This is a genomic window from Streptomyces sp. NPDC021225, assembly GCF_044332865.1.
Classification (GTDB): domain Bacteria; phylum Actinomycetota; class Actinomycetes; order Streptomycetales; family Streptomycetaceae; genus Streptomyces.
On the sequence record NZ_JBIRPV010000002.1, the window covers coordinates 179,177 to 202,974 of the forward strand.

Annotated in this window: 28 protein-coding genes; 12 read left to right on the forward strand and 16 right to left on the reverse strand. The window is 71.9% G+C overall.

Going from position 1 to position 23,798, the window contains the following annotated elements; genetic code table 11:
- Positions 1-98: 98 nt before the first annotated feature.
- The gene (locus ACH4S9_RS08865; RefSeq protein ID WP_398370783.1) at positions 99-2,195 is read right to left on the reverse strand and encodes a WD40 repeat domain-containing protein; all 2,097 of its coding nucleotides are present in this window, start codon (positions 2,193-2,195) and stop codon (positions 99-101) included.
- Positions 2,196-2,596: 401 nt separating this feature from the next.
- On the opposite strand from ACH4S9_RS08865, the gene ACH4S9_RS08870 reads away from it, so the two are divergent.
- Positions 2,597-5,356 (forward strand): hypothetical protein, encoded by a 2,760-nt coding sequence (locus ACH4S9_RS08870; RefSeq protein ID WP_398370785.1) that lies wholly within the window; start codon positions 2,597-2,599, stop codon positions 5,354-5,356.
- A gap of 175 nt (positions 5,357-5,531) precedes the next feature.
- On the opposite strand, the gene ACH4S9_RS08875 is transcribed toward ACH4S9_RS08870, so the two are convergent.
- Together ACH4S9_RS08875 and ACH4S9_RS08880 are read right to left on the reverse strand one after the other, a co-directional pair.
- A complete protein-coding gene (locus tag ACH4S9_RS08875; RefSeq protein ID WP_398370787.1) occupies positions 5,532-5,801 on the reverse strand; it encodes a hypothetical protein in 270 nt (89 codons plus the stop codon).
- 362 nt (positions 5,802-6,163) lie between these two features.
- Positions 6,164-6,856: a TetR/AcrR family transcriptional regulator gene (locus ACH4S9_RS08880; protein WP_398370789.1), complete on the reverse strand. Its 693-nt coding sequence runs from the start codon at positions 6,854-6,856 to the stop codon at positions 6,164-6,166.
- Positions 6,857-6,909: 53 nt separating this feature from the next.
- Between ACH4S9_RS08880 and ACH4S9_RS08885 the strand changes: the two genes are divergently transcribed.
- Entirely contained in the window at positions 6,910-8,028 is a 1,119-nt protein-coding gene (locus tag ACH4S9_RS08885; protein WP_398370791.1) for an FAD-dependent oxidoreductase, read from the forward strand.
- A 43-nt stretch (positions 8,029-8,071) separates the two neighbouring features.
- Here the strand turns inward: ACH4S9_RS08885 and ACH4S9_RS08890 are convergent, their stop codons facing one another.
- From ACH4S9_RS08890 to ACH4S9_RS08905, 4 genes are all read right to left on the reverse strand, one after another.
- Positions 8,072-8,425 (reverse strand): antibiotic biosynthesis monooxygenase, encoded by a 354-nt coding sequence (locus ACH4S9_RS08890; RefSeq protein WP_311726426.1) that lies wholly within the window; start codon positions 8,423-8,425, stop codon positions 8,072-8,074.
- A gap of 95 nt (positions 8,426-8,520) precedes the next feature.
- Positions 8,521-8,994, reverse strand: coding sequence for an HD domain-containing protein (locus ACH4S9_RS08895; RefSeq protein ID WP_398370794.1), 474 nt, complete (start codon positions 8,992-8,994; stop codon positions 8,521-8,523).
- A 1-nt stretch (position 8,995) separates the two neighbouring features.
- Positions 8,996-9,244: a hypothetical protein gene (locus ACH4S9_RS08900; protein ID WP_398371794.1), complete on the reverse strand. Its 249-nt coding sequence runs from the start codon at positions 9,242-9,244 to the stop codon at positions 8,996-8,998.
- A 5-nt stretch (positions 9,245-9,249) separates the two neighbouring features.
- Positions 9,250-9,705: a hypothetical protein gene (locus ACH4S9_RS08905; RefSeq protein ID WP_398370796.1), complete on the reverse strand. Its 456-nt coding sequence runs from the start codon at positions 9,703-9,705 to the stop codon at positions 9,250-9,252.
- An 83-nt stretch (positions 9,706-9,788) separates the two neighbouring features.
- Between ACH4S9_RS08905 and ACH4S9_RS08910 the strand changes: the two genes are divergently transcribed.
- Together ACH4S9_RS08910 and ACH4S9_RS08915 are read left to right on the forward strand one after the other, a co-directional pair.
- Complete coding sequence (locus ACH4S9_RS08910; protein WP_352128115.1) at positions 9,789-10,130, forward strand: PadR family transcriptional regulator; 342 nt, start codon at positions 9,789-9,791, stop codon at positions 10,128-10,130.
- Positions 10,127-10,840, forward strand: coding sequence for a hypothetical protein (locus tag ACH4S9_RS08915; RefSeq protein ID WP_398370798.1), 714 nt, complete (start codon positions 10,127-10,129; stop codon positions 10,838-10,840). The genes ACH4S9_RS08910 and ACH4S9_RS08915 overlap by 4 nt, the downstream gene beginning before the upstream one ends.
- Positions 10,841-10,855: 15 nt before the next feature.
- Here the strand turns inward: ACH4S9_RS08915 and ACH4S9_RS08920 are convergent, their stop codons facing one another.
- Both ACH4S9_RS08920 and ACH4S9_RS08925 read right to left on the reverse strand, forming a co-directional pair.
- Positions 10,856-11,518: a hypothetical protein gene (locus ACH4S9_RS08920; protein ID WP_311726421.1), complete on the reverse strand. Its 663-nt coding sequence runs from the start codon at positions 11,516-11,518 to the stop codon at positions 10,856-10,858.
- A 111-nt stretch (positions 11,519-11,629) separates the two neighbouring features.
- Entirely contained in the window at positions 11,630-12,877 is a 1,248-nt protein-coding gene (locus tag ACH4S9_RS08925) for a hypothetical protein (RefSeq protein ID WP_398370801.1), read from the reverse strand.
- A gap of 52 nt (positions 12,878-12,929) precedes the next feature.
- Here ACH4S9_RS08925 and ACH4S9_RS08930 point away from each other — a divergent pair, with 52 nt between their 5' ends.
- Genes ACH4S9_RS08930 through ACH4S9_RS08940 form a run of 3 tightly spaced genes read left to right on the forward strand, consistent with a single transcriptional unit; the run spans position 12,930 to position 14,601 of the window.
- Positions 12,930-13,454, forward strand: a complete 525-nt coding sequence (locus ACH4S9_RS08930; RefSeq protein ID WP_385342620.1) for a S1 RNA-binding domain-containing protein — start codon at positions 12,930-12,932, stop codon at positions 13,452-13,454.
- A gap of 57 nt (positions 13,455-13,511) precedes the next feature.
- The gene (locus ACH4S9_RS08935) at positions 13,512-13,937 is read left to right on the forward strand and encodes a DUF6210 family protein (protein WP_311726418.1); all 426 of its coding nucleotides are present in this window, start codon (positions 13,512-13,514) and stop codon (positions 13,935-13,937) included.
- Between the two features lie 34 nt (positions 13,938-13,971).
- Positions 13,972-14,601, forward strand: a complete 630-nt coding sequence (locus tag ACH4S9_RS08940) for a hypothetical protein (RefSeq protein WP_398371796.1) — start codon at positions 13,972-13,974, stop codon at positions 14,599-14,601.
- Here ACH4S9_RS08940 and ACH4S9_RS08945 read toward each other — a convergent pair.
- The 3 genes from ACH4S9_RS08945 to ACH4S9_RS08955 form a co-directional block, all read right to left on the reverse strand.
- Complete coding sequence (locus ACH4S9_RS08945) at positions 14,579-15,607, reverse strand: hypothetical protein (RefSeq protein ID WP_385342623.1); 1,029 nt, start codon at positions 15,605-15,607, stop codon at positions 14,579-14,581. The genes ACH4S9_RS08940 and ACH4S9_RS08945 overlap by 23 nt on opposite strands.
- A gap of 163 nt (positions 15,608-15,770) precedes the next feature.
- Entirely contained in the window at positions 15,771-16,145 is a 375-nt protein-coding gene (locus tag ACH4S9_RS08950; protein WP_311726416.1) for a VOC family protein, read from the reverse strand.
- Entirely contained in the window at positions 16,142-16,759 is a 618-nt protein-coding gene (locus ACH4S9_RS08955; protein ID WP_398370804.1) for a TetR/AcrR family transcriptional regulator, read from the reverse strand. Before ACH4S9_RS08955 ends, ACH4S9_RS08950 begins: the two co-directional genes overlap by 4 nt.
- A gap of 243 nt (positions 16,760-17,002) precedes the next feature.
- Here ACH4S9_RS08955 and ACH4S9_RS08960 point away from each other — a divergent pair, with 243 nt between their 5' ends.
- Positions 17,003-18,172, forward strand: coding sequence for a hypothetical protein (locus tag ACH4S9_RS08960; protein ID WP_311726415.1), 1,170 nt, complete (start codon positions 17,003-17,005; stop codon positions 18,170-18,172).
- Positions 18,173-18,237: 65 nt separating this feature from the next.
- Complete coding sequence (locus tag ACH4S9_RS08965) at positions 18,238-18,753, forward strand: DUF1269 domain-containing protein (RefSeq protein WP_311726414.1); 516 nt, start codon at positions 18,238-18,240, stop codon at positions 18,751-18,753.
- 245 nt (positions 18,754-18,998) lie between these two features.
- Here the strand turns inward: ACH4S9_RS08965 and ACH4S9_RS08970 are convergent, their stop codons facing one another.
- Positions 18,999-19,475 (reverse strand): GNAT family N-acetyltransferase, encoded by a 477-nt coding sequence (locus tag ACH4S9_RS08970; RefSeq protein ID WP_398370807.1) that lies wholly within the window; start codon positions 19,473-19,475, stop codon positions 18,999-19,001.
- Between the two features lie 66 nt (positions 19,476-19,541).
- On the opposite strand from ACH4S9_RS08970, the gene ACH4S9_RS08975 reads away from it, so the two are divergent.
- The 3 genes from ACH4S9_RS08975 (at position 19,542) to ACH4S9_RS08985 (ending at position 22,071) form a co-directional block, all read left to right on the forward strand.
- On the forward strand, positions 19,542-20,339 hold the full coding sequence (locus ACH4S9_RS08975) for an exodeoxyribonuclease III (protein WP_311726412.1): 798 nt from the start codon (positions 19,542-19,544) through the stop codon (positions 20,337-20,339).
- 32 nt (positions 20,340-20,371) lie between these two features.
- Positions 20,372-20,875, forward strand: a complete 504-nt coding sequence (locus ACH4S9_RS08980; RefSeq protein ID WP_398370809.1) for a tetratricopeptide repeat protein — start codon at positions 20,372-20,374, stop codon at positions 20,873-20,875.
- Positions 20,876-21,240: 365 nt separating this feature from the next.
- The gene (locus tag ACH4S9_RS08985) at positions 21,241-22,071 is read left to right on the forward strand and encodes a barstar family protein (protein ID WP_358843284.1); all 831 of its coding nucleotides are present in this window, start codon (positions 21,241-21,243) and stop codon (positions 22,069-22,071) included.
- A gap of 7 nt (positions 22,072-22,078) precedes the next feature.
- Here ACH4S9_RS08985 and ACH4S9_RS08990 read toward each other — a convergent pair whose 3' ends face one another.
- The 3 genes from ACH4S9_RS08990 to ACH4S9_RS09000 form a co-directional block, all read right to left on the reverse strand.
- Entirely contained in the window at positions 22,079-22,993 is a 915-nt protein-coding gene (locus tag ACH4S9_RS08990) for a helix-turn-helix domain-containing protein (RefSeq protein WP_398370812.1), read from the reverse strand.
- 78 nt (positions 22,994-23,071) lie between these two features.
- Entirely contained in the window at positions 23,072-23,308 is a 237-nt protein-coding gene (locus ACH4S9_RS08995) for a hypothetical protein (RefSeq protein WP_398370814.1), read from the reverse strand.
- On the reverse strand, positions 23,305-23,748 hold the full coding sequence (locus ACH4S9_RS09000; protein ID WP_398370816.1) for a winged helix-turn-helix transcriptional regulator: 444 nt from the start codon (positions 23,746-23,748) through the stop codon (positions 23,305-23,307). The genes ACH4S9_RS08995 and ACH4S9_RS09000 overlap by 4 nt, the downstream gene beginning before the upstream one ends.
- Positions 23,749-23,798: the final 50 nt, after the last annotated feature.

Consider the following 23,798-nt stretch of genomic DNA (forward strand, 5'->3'; position numbering starts at 1 on the left):
GGAGGGCCAGTCGCAGTGGGTGATTTTCGCGCCGAGCCAGGTGACAGCCACGCATTTCCAGGTCGCGGTGTCCCAGATACCGAGCGTGTACGGGCGTTCTACGAGGGCGACCCACCGCCCGTCCGGGGCTGCGCTGAGCAGCGTTGGGTGGCGTGCGTGCCACGCCAGGCCAGCCATGCCCCATTGGGGCCGGCGACGAGTTCGGAGATCTGCCCGTAGAACCTGCCGGTGTGCAGGAGATGGCCCGTGGCGGAATCCCACAGCCGGATGACGGCGTCGTCGCCGTCCCTGCTGTCGGTTGCCAGCCATGCCCCGTCCGGATCGACGGCACAAAGCTGGGTGCTCTCCTGCCCGGTGAGCAGGGTGCGCACCGTGCGGGTGGCCGTGTCCCAGAGGCGGAGGACGCCATCGGCACAGATCGTCACCACGTGGCTGCCGCCGGGTGTGGGCACGCACTTGTCGACGGCCGTGGCATGCCCGCTGAGCGATGCCCAGACCTGGCCGGTGGCCGGATCCCGGAGGTGCACTGTGTGGCCGTCGTCGGCCACGGTGGGCGACCAGCCTGGATCGGCGGCGGCGGTGTGACGCGCGCGGTCCACACGCTTGGGCGGTTGTGGCGGTTCAGCTGCCACCGAGCTGTCATGCCGAGCAGGGATGTCCCACACGCGCAGGACGGCCTCGAACCGGTCCAGGGTGGCGAACCAGCTGCCGTCGGAGGCTCCGGCGAACGCTCCGAACGCGGGAACGCGGGTGCGCATGCTGCCGGTTGCCGCGTCCCGGATTCGTGTCGAGTCCCCGTCTCCGGCGGCGAGCCACGTCCCGTCGGGCGACGAGAGGAGAGCCGTGCCGCTCTCGGGCAGCACGTGGCGGGTCCGCCAGGTGGCGGTGTCCCACACCCGTACGGTGCCGTCACGCCCGGCTGTAACGAGCCACGTCCCGTCCGGCGACACGGCGCGGCCGTGGATGGCGTCCGTGTGCCCGGCCAGCACTGCCAGCAAAGTGCCCTCACGGGTGTCCAACACCCGTACCGTGCGGTCCCGGTCGTCAGTGATGGCCAGCCAGGAGCCGTCAGCGAGCAGGGCGCGGCAGCCGGGAGTGAGTGGAACGGCGAACCGCAGCGTTCCCGTGGCGGTGTCCCACGCCTGGGCTTCGTCGTTCGCGCTGATCAATGCCAGCCACGATCCGTCCGGCTCCGCCACCGCCGCGGGTATCGGCGAGCTGTCGCCGTCGGCGAGTACACGGCCGGTGCCGATCTCCCACACTGTGACGCGCTCACCGATCCCGGCAAGCGATGAACTGTCGTGGGCCACGACACAAGCGGCCTCGGCGCTGCCCCGGGCCAGAATCGTCCGCCGGGGCACCGGATCGGTCCCGGGCGGCCACGAGTGCGCGAAGAGGCGCGGCCGGGGTGGCAGGCTTCGCACGAACGTGTGCAGAAGTGGTGCGAGTTCGGGGACGCCGCGCAACTGGTTCACCAGCTCCGACGGCAGGCTGTCGCGGGCCTCTGCGGCGCGCAGTTCGGCTTGGTCCGGTATCAGTACCGCCTTCGGGTCGGCGTCCCACTGCCTGGCCCGGTCGAGCACGTGTGCCGACCGCGCGAGCGACCGGGCCAGCGCCCGTGCCCCGTCCGTGTCCACGAGCGCCGCGTCCGCCTCCGCCGCGGCGGTGCCGCAGGCCCGGATCGTTGCCGTCAGCCAGCGCAGGTCGCCCAGCAACCCGGCGAGTTCCGTCACTCGGCCGGACTCCAGAAGATGGCCGGGCAGATGTTCCCACAGGTACCCCTCGCTGCACGGCAGCAGCCACCAGGCGGCCCCCTCGCCGTCGGGGGGAAGGCGCCGGCGAGCGACCCGCACCAGGGCCGCGTGCACCCCGGTGAGCGTGGCCGCGGCGATCCGAGCCCGCAGAAAGGCCCGCACGTCCGGGTCCAGACGCACCGTGAGGCCGTGGTCGGCGAGTATCGACAGGTCGACGAGATCGGCGCACAACCGCTCGCCGGCACGGTGGTCGAGTGCGCCTCGCTCGCGCCACAGGGCCAGGAGCACCGTACGTTCGACGCGAGCGCCTGTGGCGAACACCGCCAGTTCGCCCCATAGCCGCCCGTGGTCGGGGGCCGGCAACTCCATGGCCGATGTGACGTCTTCAGGCTTGGTCTTCCCCCGCCCCCACGTGAACGCGCAGTCCCTACCGTTCGTCACGCCGCCATTGATAGCGCGCAATGCCGAGGCGGCCTCCACGCCCGGCAGCGGCGCCCGATTCAGCATTCCGTAAACAAGCGTGATTGAGCGGGTAGTTGGGTCGGGAATCGGGAAAACGGGAATCGGGAACCATCACGCCAGGGCCCGGTGGCATCGCCCGGGCCCCGGAACGGGGGGCAGACATGGATGCAAGGGACAGGGAGGGCGCATCAGTACCCTCCGAGCAACCGCCCCCACGACCACCGCTGCCCCCGCTGCCCCCGTACCCCCCACGCCCGCCGCAGGCGCCGCACCCCTCTCAATCGCCGCCGGACAGTCAGGCGTCCCGGACAAACAGAGCGCGCACCTGGCTCAAGAACGCGCCTCACCCGTATGGGCGTTGGGGCGCCCTGGCGCTGGTCGTGGTGCTCATCGCCGGTCTGACGACCTTTGTGCTCTGGCCGCGCGAGGAGGAGAAGACGCCCCCGCAGCTGGCCTCGGCGGCCACGAAGAGCCTGCGCGCCTGGCGTGGGGTCACCTATGCGGGGACCACGGTGGACGGCAACGGCGCGATCGTCGGCTTCCGGCTGACGGTCGCCCGCGACGGCACCGCGTACGGAACCCTGAGCCGTGACTCGGGGGCGCTCGCGGAACTCGCCGTGAGCCCGGAGCGAACCCTTCTGCGCGGCAACCAGCAGTGGTGGTTCGGGCACGAGCCGGGCAGCGCCGACGCGCTGGCGAACACCTGGGTGGCCGACCCGCCGCACGGTGTGACCGGCCTGGCCGAGCTGTCCCGGCTGACTCCGGCGGCGCTTGCCGATGCCCTCCTTGATGAGGACTCCGACGGTTCGTCCGGGGCTGACAAGTGGCGCCAGAGCGGGTCCACGTCGGTGAACGGCCGCCCGGCGAAGGTACTGACCGATGGCACCCTGCGCATCGTGGTGACCGCGTCCGCTCCGTACCGGCCGCTGTCGGTCGGCCTGCCGGGTTCCGCCGAGCCTCAAGGCTCCACCACGCCCGAACCCCTGCCGGACATCGGGGATGCGCGCACCGCTGCCTTCCGCTCCGGCCCGCCGGGCGGCGCCGTACGGTCCGCGGGCCACGCGAGCGCGGCGGCCGGTGAGCCCGCGCCGGACCCGGGCCTGTCGTCCGCGGTCAGTGAGCCCGACAAGGCTCAGGTGCAGCGCACAACGGAGGCAGTACGCCGGGTCGACGCAAAGCAGGAGCAGGCCGAGCCGCTGAGCGAACGCGTGGCGGCGCAGCCGGACGTGGCGGTGCAGGCCACCCCGACCCCGCCGCTCTGCACCACTCCGAGCTGCACGGCCGCCGTGACCGTGACCAATCGGGGTACGGCTCCGGCCAGTGGCACGGTGATGGTGACCGTAGCGGGCCAGACGGCGCTGAACAGTCCCGTTTCGGTGCCTCCCGGTGGGAACCGTGCGCTGACGGCGACGGCGAGGAATGTGGCACCGCCCGGCCAGACGATTCCGGTGACCTGGTCCGTCGTCTTCTACGCACCGGATGTCATGGGCGACGACCCGGCGCTCGTCAAACGGCTGGCGGACCGGGGCTTCCGGCTCAACGAGCCGATGGGCGACCAGCGTGTCAACAGCGGCCCGCCCAACGGCAAGGCCGTGCTCGAGCTCCTCGACGCCATGACGCCTGGCATCGGTCCGCGGACCAGCCCCCTGCTCCGCAAGCAACGGATCAGCGATGTCGGCCAGACGGTGGCCAATCTGGTGCAGCAGGGCGCGTTCGAGCCGTTCTACGAACTGGTCGTGAACTCCGACAACCTGAAGCTCTCCGACGAGAGCGGATTTGGGGAACTACGGGAGAAGACAGCCCAGTTCAGCGACTCTGACCGGCGGACGCTCCAGCACGCGAGCGATCTGGCGCGAGCGGGGCACGAGGTCGTCTGGGGCACCACCTTCAAACCCGCGGGCTCTACGGACGGGTACAAGGCCGACCTCCAGGACCTGACCCGTAAGCAGACCATCCAGCGCAAGGCGGTGTCCGGGAGCACGGACGCGGTCGTGAACGACTTCGCGAAGGCGATCGGCGAACTGTCCGGTGACGGGGTGACCCCGCCCGGCTTCAGCAAGGTCGCCTGGGTCGACATCGCCCCGAACGCCACCACGGCCCTGGTCGGCATGGACCGGCAGGCGCTGGTGAAGGAGTTGAAGAGGCTCAAGCTCGACAAGCACTGCCGGGGCGCGGGCGGGCCCGCCTTCGACGCGGCCGTGTTCACCACCTATCCGCCCGGCCCCGACGGCACCCCGCAGCGTACGAACAGTGTGTTCACCTGCAACGAGCTGTTGAGCCGGGCCGCCGACCACCGTAAGTACATCCAGAACGAAATGATCTGGAAGACCAACAACGACCCGGTCTGGTTCTCTGACAACTACGACAGCATCGGCCGCCGTCAGAGCAAGGCCACGGCGGAGAACGGCGTCGGGCTGCCTCAGCTCGCCAAGGACAACGAGAACAACTGGATCTCCAGGCACGAGCTGCCCTCGGCACCCGGCGCGAGGCTGTCCCCCGCGAAGTCCGTCGGCCCGGGCTCGGTCGGCGACAGGAAACGGAGCAGCCTGCTCGACAAGGTCGCCGACCACCGCAAAGCCTCCGTGGATCTCACCAACGCGGAGCGGAAGTTCCGGGAGAGTCGCACTGCGGCCAGTCAAGTGGCCAGTCAACGGGCACTCGACAAGGCACGGCAGACATACCGAAAGGAACTCGGCGTCAAGCCCAACAACAGCTCCATATCCGAGCGGCTCGGCGAGAGCGCGGCCCGCTATCACGTCGTTCCGAAGGAGTTCCCGGGCGCCGAGTGGATCTCACTGCCCAAGACCCCCAACGGCGCGGATATGTTCGACCAGTTGTACCGGCTCAAGGACGGCGAGCTGCTCATCGTCGAGGCCAAGGCGCCGTCCAGCGGTCTCGGCTGGCGTCAGGGGAAGGGTCGCCACAAGGGCAAGCTGGTCCAGCAGGGGACCAGGGAGTACGTGGAGACGATCATCGAGCTGATGAAGGAGCGTGCGGAGAAGTCCCCGCGGGACGGCAAGCTGGCGCGGGACCTGGAGGAGGCGCTGAAGCAAGGCAAGCTCCGCTATGTCCTCGTGAAGGCGAAGGAGGGCGGCGGCTCCTACGCGGGTGCCACTCTGCGGGACTGTGACATCTCCTAGTGTGCTGCGCCCGTAGTTGTTCGTCAGCTGTGCTGCCGACGTGCGCGGCACCGGGCAGCGTCCCTCACCCAGGCACCGGTTCAGGCTGTTGGCGAAGGCGGCAGGTCGTCGAGTCCTGACAGCGCCCGCCATTGGTCCTGGGTCACCTCCAGGTACCGCAATCCCTTCAGCTCGGTCACCGTGGCGATGTCGGCGACGGGCGCCGCCGCGATGTCCAGCGCCCACCGTCGCTGTACCTGGTGTGCCTGCCGGACAGGTTCGGCAGGTCCGCGTCGATCCACAGGCTCTTGTCGTGATGGCGGTAGTCACCGCGTTCCAGCGCTTCCACCAGACGGCGCAGGAATGTGGTCACCGAGTCAGCGACGTACGTCGGCCCCTGCGTGTAGTCGACTCCTACCGCGATGACCTGCCCGGGACGACCGTTCGGCCCGGGATCCATGTCCACGGCGAGCCAGTTGTCCGGCGGTGTCGAAGGCGAACCGGAGCCAGCCCGCACGCAGCGGCGACCTCCGGACGGTGTTCGGGGGCTGGGCATCGAACACTGTCCGGCGCCAGGGTTCGAGCTCCCATTCCTGCGCGATGAGCCGCCGGTAGTGGTGGAAGAGCCGCACCGCCTCGTCCGGATCACCAGCGGGAACCGCTGACTCAGGCCCTGCCCGGTCGTCACCCCGGTCGGGTGGAATGAAGTCTTCATCGATGGCATAAAGGAACGGCGACTTCTGCGGGGAGGACGTCGTCACGCCGCCGCAACCTAGCACCCGCCCTCGAGATCACGGGGAACGATCTTCGAGACGTCGCAACAGCCCGTCACGCCTGCGGCTGGGTGAGTTTGGCGGCCACGGCGTCGAGGACCCAGTCCAGGCCGGTCGCGAAGGATGCCTCGGCGTCCACGTCCGTGCCGTCGTACACGGCCTTGGCCAGCGCCGGGAAGCGGCCCGTGGCCAACATTCTCGTCACATGCGGGCCGGAGGCGCGCTGCCAGTCGCGCTTGGACAGGCCCGTGGCGCGCTCGGCTCGCAGGTTCGCGATCTCGCGCCTGATCGCGCCGGTGAAGTAGGCGCTGACAGTCTCCACGGCGCGCATGACGGTGTCGATGTCGGCGAGGCCGTCGAGGGCGGCCAGCGTGGCCTCGGTCACGGCGAGGCCGTTCGGGCCCAGGCTCGGGCGGCCGCCGAGCAGATCGGCCAGCCATTCGTGACGGAGAGCGGCCTGCCTGGTGCGGTGGGCGAGGATGCGCAGCGCCTCCCGCCAGTCACCGGGCTGCTCCTCGGGGAGGATCTCGGCCTGGACCTCGTCCACCATGAGGTCGAACAGCTCTTCCTTGGTGGAGATGTATCCGTACAGCCGCATCGGGCCGGCGTCCAGCCGGGCGGCGACCTTGCGCAGCGACACCGCCTGTAGCCCGCCCTCGTCGGCCAGCGCGACGGCGGCGGCGACGATCCGCTCCCGGTCGAGCGGCACGGGGCGAGTCGGCGGCTCCGGCCGGTCCCACACAGTCATGGTCACACCATACTGTTGCGATGCATTGTAAGGGTCCAATACAGTGTATCGACATGAGACACCGAATCGCCGTGGTCGGAAGCGGCCCTGGCGGCCTTGCCTTCGCCCGCGTCCTGCACCGCCATGACCACCCCGTCACCGTCCTCGAACGCGATCCCGCCCCCGACGCCCGCCCCCCGGGCGGCACGCTGGATCTGCACGAAGGGCTGGGTCAGCTCGCGCTGGACAAGGCGGGGCTGCTGGCGGAGTTCCAGGCGCTGTCCCGTCCCGAGGGGCAGGCCATGCGCATCCTGGACGCGGACGGGACCGTCCTGCGCGACTGGCGACCCGGTCCAGATGACCAGGCCAATCCCGAGATCGACCGCGGGCAACTCCGTGACCTGCTGCTCGGCCCTCTCGACGTCCGGTGGGGGCGGGGTGTGACGCAGGTGGTGCCGGGGACCCCGGATGGCGTGCTGGTCCATTTCGCGGACGGGCGACAGGAGACGTTCGACCTCGTGGTCGGCGCGGACGGCGCCTGGTCCCGGATCCGCCCGGCGGTCTCATCGGTGACGCCGCACTACACCGGCGTCACCACGGTCGAGACCTCCCTGGACGACGTCGACACCCGCCACCCTGACCTCGCCCGGTTGATCGGCGACGGTTCCCTGGCTGTGTACGGCGTGAACCGAGCGCTCGTCGCCCAGCGCAACAGCGGCGGAAACGTCAAGGTGTACGCCCAGTTCCGCGCGTCCCTGGACTGGCACACGGACCTGGACCTGGCCGATGTCGAGCCCGTGCGATCGAGCCTGCTGGCTCTGTTCGACGGCTGGGCCGCTCCCGTGCTCGACCTCCTCCGCCACGGCACCGCTTTCGTCCACCGCCCCCTCTACGTCCTGCCCGTGTCCCACACCTGGACCCACGTCTCCGGGGTGACGCTCCTGGGCGACGCCGCCCATCTGATGCCCCCCTTGGGGGCGGGCGCGAACCTCGCGATGCTGGACGGCGCCGAACTCGCCGAGTCCATCGCCACCGGCTCCGGAGATCTGGACGAGGCCGTCCGCGCCTTCGAGGAACGGATGTGGGCACGGGCCGGCAGGTGGGCGAAGATCACGATGGCCGGTCTGGAACGCCTTGTGAGCCCGGACCCCGCGGAAGCCCTCGCCCTCTTCGACCAGGTCCAGCCATCCTGACCGCCGAGCGCGCCAGCACTCCGATCCTCCTCGTGGCCCGCGCCTACGCTCGCGTGAACCCGTGGCTCCGCTCCACTTTCGCCACGTGCAGCGTGTAGTTCTGGTACCACTCGGCCTGCCCGCGCTTCTGCGCCGCGCGGTGCTCGGCGTTGCTCCGCCACTCCGTGAGGGCGTCGGCGTCGCGGAAGTACCCGACGGTGATGGACAGCCCGCCAGGGGTGTGGGCTTGGTCCATCCCCAGGAACCCAGGGACGTCCTTCACCAGGTCTTCCATGTGTGCGGCGGTCTCGCTGTAGCCGCTCTGGTCCTGGGTGCGCACCGCAGTGAAGACAGCGACGTAGTAGGGGGGTTCATAGGCCTCGACGGGCGTGACAGGTGCTTCGGAGTGATTGCTCATGGCGCCACTGTGGGGCGGGACGCGCCCAACGATCAAGGGTCTTTACCGAGCGGGATACATAACGGATCCGGCTCTTGGCCAAAGCTCTCCGAGCTTCAGTCGTGCCAGCTCGGCTCTTGGGCCATCAGCTGTTGCCAGGTGGGCCAGGGCGCGCCGGTTTTCTGGCGGAGGAGCTCGCCGGGCATGGTGAACACCGGGGCTTTGTGGGGTTTGGCGAGTGCCTGGTCGACGATCGTGTCGTCCCAGACGATGTCGACGCGGTCGGCGGCCATCCCCTGGTCGGTGAGAAAGCGGGCGGCCAGGTCGGCGCCGTCGAGGTTGAAGGTCTGGTCGCGGTCGCCTTCACGGCTGAGTCCGGCGTCGTGCAGTAAGCAGCCGAGGAACAGCAGCTCGTCGTCGTCGTCGTGGTCGGGCCGCAGTCCTCGACACTCGCCGAGGAAACGGCCGTAGAGATAGGTGCGCAGGCTGTGGTTGAAGATCGCCGGCGCTTCGATGCCGCGGGTGTGGTGCAGGGCCTTCAGGGCCAGGGCGGTGCGAGGGAACGGTAAGCCGGCGTACGGGTCGGTCATCTCAGGCCTCTCGGGGGTGGATTCGGCGGAGGACGAGCAGGCCGCCGATGCCGGGGATGACGGCGAGCCGGCGGGCTGCGGGGGTGGCGCCGGGGGTCATGAAGGTGCAGACGATGACGGTGAGGTAGCACAGGCCGTGCACGGGGCCGCCGAGGGCGGTGATGGCCTTGGTGTGGATGGTGACCAGGTTGATCAGCAGGGCCGCCAGGGAGGCCGCCTCGACAGCGGCCGCGATCCGCAGGGTGCGCATGGTGGTCACGCTCCGGTGGTGGAGCCGGGGCGGACGATCATCAGGACGACCACGATCGCCCACAGCAGATTGAAGATCCCGGTGAGCATGCCAAGCCGGGTGGCCGCCGCGCCGTCCGGCGTGGCCAGCAGGCGTTGTTGGGCGGGGAGGATGGTCAGCGCCAGCAGGGCGGCGGCGATCGCGGTCAGGGTGATCGAGATGATGAGCCAGGCGTCGCCCAGGACGCCGAGCTGGGCGCCGGTGGCGAGGCCGAAGACCGGGACGGCCAGGCCGAAGACGGCGTAGCCGCGGCAGACGCGATGCAGAAGCGCGGCTGTCGCGGGGCCTCGCCGCGCGCCCGGCTCCTGGTCGGCGTCGCCCGGGGTGCGGGCGAAGCGGGGGAACATCGAGGCGGCCACGGCGATCGGGCCGATGGCCAGGATCGCGGCCAGGACGTGTACGGACAACAGCAGCTTGGTCACTGCGACTCCGCTTGAGTGAGTAGCCTACATATTGGCTGCCAATATATAGCGCACCTACAGGTGGATGGGTAGGCTGCTCCCTCATGAAGGGCGATGCGGTGCGCGGGCACCTGGACGCGCTGCTGCTGGCCGCGCTGGAGCAGGGGCCGCTGCACGGCTACGCGATCATCACGGCCGTGCAGAAGCGCAGCGGCGGCGCCCTGGAACTGCGCACGGGCACCATGTATCCGGCGCTCAACCGGCTGGAGCGGCTCGGGCTGCTGCGCAGCGACTGGCAGTCGGCCGGGGAGCGCCGCCGCCGTTGCTACGAGCTGACGGACGCCGGACGGCGGAGCCTGGCCGAGGAGCGCACGGCCTGGCGCGAGCTCACCGCGGCGATCGGCGCCGTCCTGGACCCCTCGCCGGCGCCGAGGCCGGCCACGTGACGGCCCTCGGCCCCGACCCGATCGACGACCCGATCGACGGGCATGTCGCCGCTCTGGCGGCCGCGCTGCACGGCCCGACGCGGGTCAAGGAGCGGATGCTGACCGAGGCGCGCGACGCGCTCGTCGACGCCGCGGCGGACATCGGCGACGGGGGAAGCCCCGACGGCCGGGGAGCCGAGCGCGCCGCCCGCCAGGCGGTGGACGACTTCGGGAGCGTCGAGGACGTCGCGCCCGCCTTCCAGCGGGAACTCACCATCGCCCAGGCCCGTCAGACCGCGCGCGTCGTCGCGCTCACCGTCCCGTTCCTGATCGTCTGCTGGTACCTGACGGCAATCGTGGGCCATGGCCGGCAGCTGCCCCACTCCGCTCAGATCCTGGCCGCCCATGTGGGCGGCGTCGCGGCCGCCGCCGCGCTGCTGGCGGGGGTGGCGCTGGCCGCCACCGGCGCGCCGGCCCGCCGGCTGCCCACCCCGCCCCGGCTCCCGCTGATGGTCGCCTGGACCGGCACCACCGCCGGTACGGCCCTGGCGGTCAGCGCGCTGACCCTCACCACCGCGTCGGTCCTCGCCGGGAACTGGCCGCTGAGCGCGCTCATGGGCGCCGTCACCATCGCCTCGCACATCAGGGTCGCGGCCTCCGCCCGCGCCTGCCGCGAGTGCGCCCGGCTGCCCGTCGTCGCCCCGCGCGCGATCTCCCCCCAGCGGGGCTGACGGGCGTACGGGCCCCTAGCCGACGCGCTCGATGACGGCTCGTCGGATGAGGAACTTCCCGGGCTCGCGCACCTGCTCGAACGCGGCGTTGTTCAGCAGGGCGCAGCTGCCCGAGGTCGAGGTCACGCTGACCGTGGTGGACTTGTTGTTGTCCAGATTGGTGACCTTGAGCCGGGTGCCGACCGGGAACTGGTTGCTGGAGGCGGCGGGCGCGCCCTCCTCGCCGGAGAGGGTGACCGTGGAGCCGGCGCAGACCACCTCGCCTTCGCCGGAGGCGCCGCCGGTGGGCTGGGCGGTGGGCGGGGCGGTGGTCTCGGGGGCCGCCGTCGCCGGGGCGGAGTCCGTCGGGGCTGAGTCCGCCGGGGCGGAGGGCGTGACGGTCTCGGTGCAGCCCGCCACCTGGCGGCGCTGCTGAATCTGTTTCACCACCTCTTCGCGGTTGGCGATCCTGGCCTCGGACTGGGCGTCGGGGCTGGCCTGTTGGGCGGCGATGAAGTTCAGATTGTTCCGCAGCGCGGTGTCGAGCCCGGCGCAGTTCTCCGTGGGCGCCTTGGCCTGGGTGGTCTCCGAGGCCTGGCTGACCCCGACGCCGACGGCGAGGCCGCCGCCCACGAGACCTGCCGCGCCGATGGTCAGGGCGATCTTCTGGGGCCGGGTCACACGACGCTTCCGGGACATGCGGAACTCCTCGCTCGATCGGTCCGTGCTGTGCGGTGCCTTTCGCAGCCCAGATACGGTCTCGCGCGACGGACCGTTCAACGAGGTCCAGACCTTTGACGTCGGTGCAGGTCAGAGCCTCGGCGTAGGAGGGGCGGCGAGCGGCCCCGGCCGGTCGGCCGGACCGGCGTCCTCCATGACCAGGTCCGGGAGGACGGCGAGGGCCAGCTGCCGGGGAGCGGCGTGGGGCGTGGCCGTCCGCTCCGCGATGGCGGGGCGCCAGGAGGTCAGCCGGCGCAGGGCGGTGGCGAGACCGGGCTCGTCGTCGGCCAGGAGCGCGGCGATCAGGGCGACGGTGTCGGCGCGGGGTGAGCCGGCCGGGGCGGGGAGATCCTTCAGACGGGGGACGAGCCCGGCCGCGGCGCCGTCCGAGGCCGCGGCGGCCAGCGCGGCGAGTACGAACCGGGCCGCGTCGCCCTCCTCGTCCCAGCGGGCCAGGAGGCGCGGCAGCGCGCGGCCGATCGCCCGCCGCGTCATGTGTACGTCGGCGCGCTCCTGCCAGACGTCGCCGAGCGCGGCGACGCGGTCGGCCGCGAGGACCGCGAGCGAGGCGCCGGTCGCGGCGAGCCGGAGGAGGTCGCCGAGCACGGTCACCCGGACCGCGGGCGGAACGCCGCCGTCGCGCGCCAACTCGGCCAGGAAGGGGACGGCCTCGACGGTGTCGTCGGTGCAGTCGCCCTGGTGGGCCACGGCATCGGCCAGGTCGCCCAGGAACTCGCCCGTCGACTCGTACGGCTCCCTGAACGCGAAGTCCTCCTCCAGCAGCCACCCGACGGCGTCGGGCGCGTCGTCCGCGCCGCCGTACATCCGCTCCGCCACGGCCACCACCGCCCGGACGACGTCCTCGGGCCGGATGGGCAGGGGGGACGCCGGGCCGGGCCACCGCGGCCCCCAGCCGGGCGGCGGGGCCGGGTCGGTGGGCAGCGGGGCGGGCGGGGCGACCTCGGCCGAGGCGCGCTCGTGCACCAGGCCGTCCCGGGTGAAGATCGCCTGGAGGGTGGAGGCGTGACCCTCGGCGCAGCCCTGGTGGAATCCGCCGTGGGACCGGGCGAGCCCGGCCATCCGTATGCGCTCGTGTCTGAGGAACGGCTCCAGCGCCAAGCGGTCATGACCGGTGTGGACCGCGAGCGAGAACACCTGCCACCAGCCGGTCAGCGCGGGGTCCGGCGCGTGGCCATGGGCCCGTATCGCGGCCAGCCGGTGCCCGGCCGCGGCCAGCTCCGCCGCGGCCCGCCGCGCCGCGTCCTCGGTGGGCAGACACAGCGTGTACTGGACGCCCCACGGGGGTGGGGAGGAGCCGATCGAGCCGGTGCGTGCCATGCGATCGATGATGCACCGGGCCACTGACACTGAGAGCTGAGATGCTTGCCCCGTGGCGAGCGGGGCGATACGGGACTTCCTCGGCGGGCTTCGGCCGGGCGGGATCGTGACCGGTGCGGTGGAGAGCATCCACACCTTCGGTGTGTTCGTGCGCATCGACGGCGAGCCGGACGGCCGGTGCACCGGATTCATCCGGATCCCCGAACTGGCCTGGACGCGCTACGAACACCCCTCCGACATCGTCCGGGTGGGAGAGCGGCTCTCCCTCGAAGTCCTTCACGCGGACCTCGACCGCGGACAGGCGTCGCTGTCATTGCGGGCGCTGCGGGAGGACCCGATGGTGGCGTTCGCGGACACGGTCGGGCAGGTGGTCACAGGACCGGTCACCAAACTGGTCCCGTTCGGCCTCTTCGTCCGGGTCGCCGACGGCATCGAGGGGCTCGTGCCGCTCCCCGAACCGCAGCAGGTGGTGGGCGAGGGCGATGAGCTCACAGTGCAGATCGTCGAGGTGGACCTGGAACGCCGCCGCGTCCTGCTGTCCGCCGTGTCCGCCGGGTCCGCCGGGTCCGCGCGCTGAAGCGGGCGGCGTCGAAATCCTGTTGAGGCGGCGGGCGCGAGGCCGCAGACTGCGGGCATGGCCGGTCAGCGATTTGTCTTCCTCGACCCCGACGGGTCGTCGGAGGAATGGCTCTATGTGGTGGTCCAGGCGGCCACCGGGGTGTTTTACCAGCAGCAGTACGGGGGGACGGCCTGTCGGCAGGGGAAGGTCGAGGGATATCTGGTGCCGTTGTTCGGGCCCGATGCGCTCGACGGGCTGTGCGAGCTGTTCGAGGGGCACTTCCGGGGGGCCGGTACCCGGAATCATCCGTGGACGGCCGACGAGTCGGCCAAGCTGCGGGAGATCGTCGAGGGCGTGCCTTTCTGGGTCTGCGACGGTGACAACGAGGAGCCGCATCAGCTGCGCCTTGACGAGGACCGGCTCGCCGAGGCCGACGAGGCGTGGATCCCCGTGACCACGCCGGACGGGCCGGGCGTGCTGCTGTGGTGCAACTCCGACTGAGCCGACCGAGCCGACGGACCCCGTTGTGATCGTCATGGACGCCGCCCTGGAGACGTACCAGGCCCGCGACTTCGCCCTGTGGCCCGTGGCCGCCCCGTCGGCCGACGGCGTGCTGCTCCTCTCCGGCGGGCTGTCGCCGCTGGAGGTCGGCACGGCGATGGCGGTCTGGGCCGGCTACAACCACGACCTCGACCCCGGCGACCCCCTCGCGGCCGACGGCCTCGAGCTGGTGCGGCGGACGGTCGAGGCCGAGTGCACCATCGCCCCGGGCGGGCTGTGCGTCGGGGACACGGTCAGCGGCGCCCTCGTACGCTCCGGGTGCTGCTGCGGTCTGGAGACCTGGCGCGAGTGGCTGGACCTGGCGGACGGGGCGGAGCCGTGGCTGGGCCATGACCCGTCCCCGCGGGTGGAGCACCTGGGGCCGGTCGTACGGATCTGGCCGGATGGGCGTGACGGGCGTGACGGGTGTGAGGGGCGTGACGGGCGGCCCGTCGAGCTGGCCGTCGCCGAGCTGGACGGGTTGCTGGAGGACGTACGGGGCAAGCTGCGCGGGTTTCTGGGGCTCGCCGGACAGTGGGCCGAGCGCTACGCGCCGTCCCTGGCCCGGGCCCTGGTCGAGCGGCTCGACACGGATTGGGAGATCAGCGCGCCGTTGCGCGGATGATCGCCTCGGCGGTCTGCCAGAGGCGGGGGAGGAACCGGGTGACCTCCTCGGCGCGGAGGCGGAGGTCGGCGGGCCCGGTGATGCCGAGGTCGGCGACGGCGGCGCGGAAGGGCGGGGTGAGCGCCCGGTGGGTCTCGGGGGCGTCGGCGGCCAGGATGGTGTGACAGCGGGCGAAGGTCGCGATGATCCAGAAGACCGCCTCGTGGTGGCGGCCGCGGTCGATGAGGTCCCGACTGCCGTCGATCGCGATGGGCCGCGCTGCCGGGGTGATGTCGCTGGAGAAGAAGAACGGGGTCCTCGCCACGGCGGCGGTGGCGTCGAACGTCGCGGCGAGCGCGTCCAGATGGTGCCGGACGCGCTCGGCGGGCAGGTCGGCGCAGCCGAGGAGGGAGAGGAGTTCGGGGTAGAGGCCGAGATGGCCGTGGTCGGCGAGGACATCGCGGGCGGCCAGATAGCGCAGCCGTACGGTGGGGTTGCGCAGGGCGGCGGCGAGCAGTACGTGGGTGGTCACGCCGGTGGGGAACAGCCAGGACGTGACCTGCTGGTGGAACGGCGCCGAGGCGTCGATCGCCGCCAGCCCGCTCTCGATCCTGTGGCGGGCGTCCTCGCATCTGCGGCGCACCCAGGGCCGGGCGGCGAAGTCGCGCGAGACGCGGGCGTGCAGGGCGCGCAGTCCGCCGGTGGGGTCGTCGATGACCGTGTCGGTACGGAAGCTGCCGGCCAGGTGGTACGAGGCGAGCACGGCGTCGGGCGAGGCGAGCCCCGCCCAGGGCAGATAGCTGATCTCCAGCAGGGCGCCGTGGTGGCGGAGTTTGCCGGGCTTGGCGGGCGGGTTGTCCTCGGCGGTCACGACCACGACGTCGACGTCGGAGGTCGGCGGCAGCTCGGCGTCGTCGGGCAGGCCGACCGTCGAGCCGCTGAAGTACGCCCCGCGGAAGCCGGGTTCGGGGCGGGCGTACCTCTCCACCCACCCGGCCGCGGCGGCACGTGCCGAGCCGACCTTCATCTCGCGTCCTCCTGTTGTTGTCGGACCCACGTGGCACAGTCGACCACATGGACACGGATCGTTTCCGGAGCCTCATCGAATCCGCGCGGGCGGGCGGCGGCCGCTGCCGCGCCTGGCCGCGCTGTATCTGGACGAGCTGGTGGCCTGAGTCCGTCGAGGTCCGTCACGCCGGGGACATCACCTCGTACAGATTCCCCGCCGTGTCCTGGAAGAACAGGCCCCGGGGGCACAGGGGGTGGTCGATCCGGCCGTTGTCGGGCTCGGTGGGGTCGCTGCCGTAGGAGATGTCCGCGGCGCGGATCCGGGACAGGATCGCGTCGAAGGTGGCCGGGTCCACGTCGAAGGCCAGATGGTGCCCTTCGGGGTCGGCCACCGTCATGAAGTCAAGGGTGAGCGTGTCGTTCACCCGCACGGGGGCGAAGTGGCCGTTGCGGCCCGCGGGCGGAAGCTCCTCCAGGCCCATCACGGAGGCGAAGAACCGGGCCGCCTCGCGGTGGTCCACGGCGGGGACGATGGTGTGGTTCAGCGTGATGGTCATGTGCCGCTCCCTGGTTGGTTGAGGGTGCCGTGCAGGAGGACGTCGACGAACTCGACCGGATCGGCGTCGGCGCCCTCGGCGCCGAAGTGCAGCTGGGTGAAGAGCATGCCGAGGAAGATCGAGGCGACTCTTTCGGGGGGCAGGCGGAGGGCCGCCCGGTCGGGCTCGACGAGTTCGGTCAGGGCGTCGCGGGTCGCCCGCATCGATGTCTCCCGCGAGTCGGAGGTCCGGGCGGCGGGGGAGCGTTCGCGGCGGTGGCCCGAGGCATGCAGGGCCCCGGCCACCGCGCCCATCCGCGCCAGGTGGGCCCGCATCGCCTCGGCCGCCTCGGTGAGCCGGTCGGCGAGCGGCTGGTCGAGGGAGATCGAGGCCAGCTCGCGCAGCACATGACTCGGGTCCATGGCCTCGGCCGTGCACGCGCCCAGCACCTCCTCCTTGTCCTTGAAGGCGCGGAAGATCGTCGCCTCGCCGATGCCGGCGGCGCGCGCGATCTGCGCCGTGGTCACCGCGGCGCCGTACTCGGCGACCAGTGGCAGCGCCGCCGCGACGATCATCGCCCGGCGCTGTTCGGTGCTCATGCCCGGCGCACGCCGCCGGGCCGGTGGTTCCGCCATGCCTTCCACCGTACGGAGTGAGTACTCACTCCGTCAATGTCGGCAGCGCAGCCCGGCGATGTCATGGATTCGTGCTGACGCGGTTCGTGTTGTGTGCGGGCTGTGGGCCGGGCAGGGGGCTGTGGACGGGGGCGCGGGCATAGTGGGTGCCTGTTCCGGAAGGGGCGCGCGCTACGCGTGGGGAAGTGCCACACGGCGCAGCAGCACACAGCACCACACAGCACCACTCAGGGGGCAAGCTCCATGCCATCGATACGCCGCTCCGCCGTGGCCGCCGCGGCCCTGGCCGCGCTGCTCGCGGTCTCCGCCACGGCCTGCGGGCCGAGCGACGACAACGCCGGGTCCGAGCCGAGCGCTTCGGCCACCGCCGGGGACAAGGCCAAGGCCAAGGACGGGCTGAGGATTCCGGACGGGGTGCCGACCAGCCTTGACGACCTGAAGAAGTGGAAGGACGGCGCCTGGAGGGACTGGGACAACTGGGCCCGCAAGGCCTCCGACTTCGCCAACCCCGTCATCAAGGGCTTCTGGCAGCCGTCCAGGATGGCCAAGGCCAAGGACGCGCCGAACACCGTCAGCACGCAGAGCGCCGGTGAGGGCCGGCCGGCCACCGACCCCGAGCCGCCCGCGACCCGCGCCAAGCAGGTCTCGCGGCCGTACCACCTGAACATGGCGCCGGTGGGCAAGGTCTTCTTCGACAGCCCCGAGGGGCCGATGGTGTGCTCGGGCACGGTCGTCGACGACCCGGCCCACCCGGGCAAGTCCAACCTGGTGTGGACGGCGGGCCACTGTGTGCACTCCGGCAAGAAGGGCGGCTGGATGCGGAACATCGTCTTCGTGCCGTCGTACAACGACAACGGGCTGCCGGCCGACCGGACCCAGACCGCCGCGAGCCGGGAGGTCGCCCCGTACGGCGTGTGGTGGGCGGACTGGTCGCAGACCTCCTCGCAGTGGATCGACGAGGGCGCCCACACCGGCAACGTCGGCTCGGCGTACGACTTCGCGGTGTTGCATGTGAAGCCGGAGAACGGTGGCGGCAAGTCGCTGGAGGAGACCGTGGGGGCCTCGGTGCCGGTCTGGTTCGGGGCGCCGTCGGCGGACCGGGTCAGCTCGATCAGCGCTTACGGCTACCCGGCCGCGTCGCCGTACGACGGGGCGCTGATGTTCAACTGCCTGGACCGGCCCGGCCGGCTGTCGTTCTCGCCCTCCGCGCCGACCATGTACCGGATCGGGTGCACGATGACCGGCGGTTCCTCCGGCGGCGGGTGGTTTGTGAACCGTGGCGGCAAGACCGTGCTGGTGTCCAACAGCTCCATCGGCTCCAACGCGCACACCTGGCTCGCGGGGCCGCGTCTGGGCAGCGAGGCCAAGGGTGTGTTCGACGCGATCAGCCGGAAGTTCGCGGCTGGCGGCTGAGCGTGAGCGTGAGCGCATGGGGGCTACGGGGTGCGCGGGGGGCCGGCTGCGGCAAGAGTAGGGGTATGGGTGAGAGTGTTCTGTTCATGGACCTCGCCGGGCCGGAGGCGGGCCCTCGGGCGCTTGACGCGCTGCTCCGCGCCGACGACGAGGGCGCGCTGTCGCTGTGCGAAGGCGCGGTGATCGCGCGGGCCATGGACGGGACGATCGATCTGCCGGACTGCGTGGACGGCGCCGGGGCCCGCTGCTTCACCGTCGACGGCCTGATGGGCGGGCTCGTGGGGCTTCTGGGCGGGCCGCTGGGGATCATGATCGGCTTTGGTGAGGGCGGCTTCATCGGTGCGGCGCGGGATGCGCGGGAGGGTACGGGTGCGGCGGAGAGGTCTACGGGGGTGGGCGCGGTCCTGGAGATGCTGGCCGCCGAGGTGCCGCCGGGTACGACGGTGCTGTTCGCGGATGTGCGGGAGCCGTCGCCCGGGGCGGCCGACCGGGCCCTGGCGCCGTACGGGCGCCCGGTGGCCAGGTATCCGGCGGACCAGGTGCGCAAGGAGATCGCTTCTGCGGTCGCGGATGCGTTCTAGTCCCGCGGCGGGCCCACGCGGCGGAGCCGCATATCGGACACTGCCCCTCCCCGCCCCTTCCCGGCCCCTGTCCATATGCGGCTCCGCCGCGTGGGGGGCTCCGCCCCAGGCCCCGCACCCGGGGCTCCGCCCCAGGCCCGGCGGCCGCGGGCCCCACAGCCGGGGCTGTCTCGGGCCCAGGGGGCCCGCCCCTCGTCCCCGCCGGGGCCCGGACCCTGCCGCGGAGCCGCGTGTCGGGCCGTGGCCTACGTCAGCGGCTTGGCGTAGCAGCGGCTGGACTCCTCGAAGCGGTACAGGCCGAACTTGGGGACCGGTGCGTAGCCGGAGGAGGTGTACAGCGCGATGGCCTCCGGCTGCTCGGTGCCCGTCTCCAGGACCATCCGGACCCGCCCCGCCGCGCGGGCGCTGTCCTCCAGGGCGGCCAGGATCCGGCGGGCCAGGCCCTGCCCCCGGGCGTCCCGGATCACGAACATCCGCTTGATCTCGGCATCCCCGTCCGAGTAGCCCGTCTCGCTCTGCTTCTGGCTGCGCCAGCCGCCGCTGGCCACCGGGCGGCCCTGGGCGTTGTACGCGAGGAGGTACAGGCCGTGGGGCGGCTCGAAGTGGGCCGGGTCCATGGTGGTCAGGTCGCCCTCGCCGTAGCGCTCGACGTATTCGGCCTGCACCTCGTCGTTGAGCTTGACGGCGTCCGGGTGGTCATAGGGGATGGGGCGAATATCCATGCGAAGGATCGTACATTCATGCGGGATCGTTGGGGTACTCGGTTTTTTCTGGCGTATCGTGCCGGAATGCTCACCGTGACCTCCGTGAATGTAAACGGGCTGCGCGCTGCGGCCAAGAAGGGCTTTCTGCCCTGGCTCGAGGGAACCGCCGCCGACGTGGTGTGCCTTCAGGAGGTGCGCGCCGAGCCCGGTGAGCTGACCGCGCCGGTCCGCGAGCCCGACGGCTGGCACACCGTGCACGCCTCGGCGGCGGCCAAGGGCCGGGCCGGGGTCGCCGTCTACACCCGGCGCGAGCCGGAGGGCGTACGGGTCGGATTCGGCTCCGCGGAGTTCGACGACAGCGGCCGCTATCTGGAGGTCGACCTGCCCGGGGTCACGGTCGCCAGCCTCTATCTGCCGTCGGGGGAGGTCGGCACGGAGCGGCAGGAGGAGAAGGAGCGCTTCATGGGGGAGTTCCTGCCGTATCTGAAGGAGCTGCGGGAGCGGGCCGCGGCCGGCGGGCGCGAGGTGCTGGTGTGCGGCGACTGGAACATCGCGCACCGGGAGGCCGACCTCAAGAACTGGAAGGCCAACCGCAAGAAGGCCGGGTTCCTCCCCGAGGAGCGCGCGTGGCTGAGCCGGGTGTACGACGAGGCGGCGTACGTGGACGTGATGCGCAAGCTGCACCCGGACGTCGAGGGGCCGTACTCGTGGTGGTCGTACCGGGGGAAGGCGTTCGACAACGACGCGGGGTGGCGCATCGACCTGCTGGTCGCCACGAAGGGGCTGGCCGAGCGGGCTGCGAAGGCGTACGTGGAGCGCGCGGCGAGCTATGACCAGCGGTGGAGCGACCACGCCCCGGTGACCGCGGTCTTCAGCGGGTGACACCGGCGGTCCCGGGCTGAGATGCTGCGCCGATGAGCACGGTGGCAACTGACTGGGAAGAGCGCGTCGCGGACCTGTGGACCGCCTTCGACGACCACGCCTCCGCCGACTTCCTGGCGGCCATGACGGCGCTGACGGCCGAACTCCCCGACGGCGACCCCGTCGCGTCCTTCGAGCTGGCCTCCGCGTACGACGCCACCGACCGCGAGGAGGACGCCGCCCCGCTGTACCGCGCGGCCCTGGACGCCGGTCTGGCCGGCCCGCGCCGCCGCCAGGCGGTGATCCAGCTGGCCAGCACGGTGCGCAACCTCGGCCGGCCCGAGGAGGGCATCGCGCTGCTCACCGCGGAGCGGGACGCGGGGTCCGATGAACTCGACGACGCCGTGGCCGCGTTTCTCGCACTCGCGCTGGTCGACGCCGGGCGGGAGCGGGAGGCGGTGGCCCTCGCGCTGTCCGCGCTGTCCCGCCACCTGCCGATGTACAGCCGCTCGCTGACGCACTACGCCGACGAACTCGCGAGCGGAGCCGGTCGCTGAGCGCGGCGGCGCACGGGCCGCGCGTCCACCGCTGGCCGGAGGGGTCCGGCCGGGCCGGCGCCCCCGCGTTCGCCCTGGCCGACTCCGACGACGCGAGTGTCTGGGGCGTCTGCGCCGATGTCTCGGGCCTGTTCGTCGCGCCGCCCCTCCACCCCTACCAGCTCCTGGGCTGCGCCCCCGCGGGCCCGCTGCGCGACATCCTGCGTGAGCGCGGCACTGCGCCGTACGAGCTGGGCCACCTTTGGCTGCGGCCGATCGGCGACGACCGGTGCCCCGAGGACTCGGAGCGGCTCGACGCCTGGCGGCTGGAGGACGTACGGGTCACCGGCCATCGCCCGCACCCCGGCGACCCCTCCCTGATCGACGTGTTCATCGAGGGCGCCGACGGCTACCCGGACCCGCCCGACGATCCGTACCTCGCGGCGGGCCTGCTGCTGCACAACGGCCGTGAACACCTCGGCACCTGCGCGGACTTCTCCGACGTCGTCGCGCCCGACGACGAGTCGCCGGACACTTCGCTGCACCTCCTCGGCTGTGCACCCGGCGACCGGCTCCAGTCGGCCCTCGCGGCCGGGACCCGCCGCCGGCTGGGGCTGGGGGAGGCCCTGCTGCTGGTCCTCGACCGGAACGGCGCGGAGTCCACGGACCTGTATGTGACCGCCGAGATCGCCGACTGGAAGCCGTCGTCCCTCGGCCCCGGCCTCCTCGACATCCGCCTCACCGACGGCCTCTGGGACCCGCCGCCCCCGCGGGCCCGCCCCTTCTGGCAGCGGTGGTACGACGGTCCGCCGACGGCCCCGAACCTATGGGCCGGGTACGGGACCCGCGACCGCGAGATCTGGCTCGACTGTGTGCGCGAGCGGGGGACCCGCCGGTCCGTCCCGGCCGCGCCGCCGGGGCGCGTGTACGAGCTGGACGGGCGGTACGTCACGGATGAGCCCGGTCTCTGTCTCGCGCTCGGCGAGGCCATGCGCGGCCCCGGCGGCTACTTCGGCGGCAACGCCGACGCGCTGGCCGACTGCCTCTGCGGAGGCTTCGGGGTGACCACACCGTGCACGCTGATCTGGCACGACGCACGGATCGCGCGGCAGAGCCTCGGGCGGGTCCTCGACTGGAAGGGGGAGCCGTACAGCTATTTCGACCTGGTACTCGAGGTCTTGAGGGAGCGCCGGGTCGAGGTGCGGCTGCGGGACTGAGCGCCCCTCAGCACTCTTCGGTGACGTCCCAGCAGGTCTCCTCCGGGAAGGGGTCGCCACCACCGGACGGCGGCGGGGTGTCCGTCGAGGGCGGCGGATCGTCGGGGACCGCCGGCGGGTCGTACGTCCACTCCGGCGTCGGCGAACTCCGCGTGGGCTTCGTCTTCTTGGGCGTCGTCGTCTGCTGGGACGGGGTCGGTGACGAGGTCTCCCGCGTCGCGCCGCGCGAGGGTTCGTCGCTGACGGGTTCGGCGTCGGCGGCGTCGGTGGTGGCGTCGTCCGCGGGACGGCTCTTCGTGCTGGACGGGGTGGTGGCCGCCGGTGCCTCCGTCCGGCTGCTCTCACGCGGCTTATCGGGTTTGTCGCCGGGGTGCAGAATCGCCGTGGCCGCGGCCGTCAGGATCACGATCGCCGCGGTGGCCGTGATGACCACGCCCGGCCGCCGAACCCGACGCCCGGCCGCCTTCAGTCTCTTCCTCTTCGGCCGCTTGGGCTCTTTTGGTACCTGGTCCGGATCCGGGTCCGGGGTCTCGGCCACCGGCTCGGTGGCCGGCACCGCCGGGCTCTCGGGGGCGTCTTCGCCCTCCGGCTCCACCGGCTCGGAGGAGTCCTGCCCCTGCTCCTGTTCCTGTTCCTGTCCGAGCTCGACGGCCAGGCGCTTGCGGGCCCCCACCCACGCCTCGACGGCGGCCTTGTCGCCGCCGCAGGCGCGGACAAAGGCCGCCACCAACTCCTCCCGGGGCAGCTCCTGTCTGTTCAGCGCCCCGGCGAGCGTGGCGCGCGGGAGTACGTCCCCCACCGCACCGGCCCGGCGTTCCAACTCGCGATAACTCAGATCCGACCATTGCCTCAACCGGCGCATCTCCGCCACGAACTGCGTGGAGTCCTTGACGTCATGCGGCAGTGGAATAGTTCCGTCCACCTCGGTCCCCGTCCCCCGTATGTTCTGTTTGGAGCTCAGTCCTCCCCGGGCAGCTTAAGGGCTCGCGGGTGATCAGGGTCACTCGCCGCGCATGTGCCGTTCGACGACGTCTCGGACCCTGGGCCGTAGCCACCCGTCTTCGCCGTTCGGGTCCAGCCCCTCCGCTCTGAAGACGGCATCGGTGAACTCGTCCGCGTCGGCGGGCGGCGCCTCGCGCAGCCGGCGCTGCTCGTGCGGCGGAAGGCAGAAACCGAGGTCGACGCACAGCTCGTAGAGGAGCTCGTGGACCGCGCTCGGCGACAGCTGATTCGTCATGCCTGGCGACGGTACCGGCGATTCCCTGCCCGGGCGCCCGGGTTCTCGAACCGCTCCTGCGCGGCCAGCACGTCGTCCGTGTGGCGCTTCGCCCACGCGCCCATCGCGCGCATGGGAACGAGCAGGGCGGTGCCGGCCTCGGTGAGCGCGTAGTCGACGCGCGGCGGCGCCTCCGCGTACGTACGGCGCTCGACGAGGCCGTTGTACTCCAGGCGCCGCAGCGCGTCGTTGAGGACCTTGGCGCTGATCCCGCCGATGCTCGCGATCAGCGCCCGGGGCCGCATCGGGCCGCCCGCGCCGAGGGTGTAGACCACGACGCTGTCCCAGCGGTTCGCGAGCACCTCGAACGCGAGGCGGGCGTGGCAGTCCGCGGTGTACGCGTCCGATACGGCCCTGGTGTTTTCGCGCGCGGCGGCTCGCGGGCAGGTCGGCTGCTCCATGTCCGCATCCTGCCCGATCCGATGCACACCGTGCGGTGTGCATCGGATCC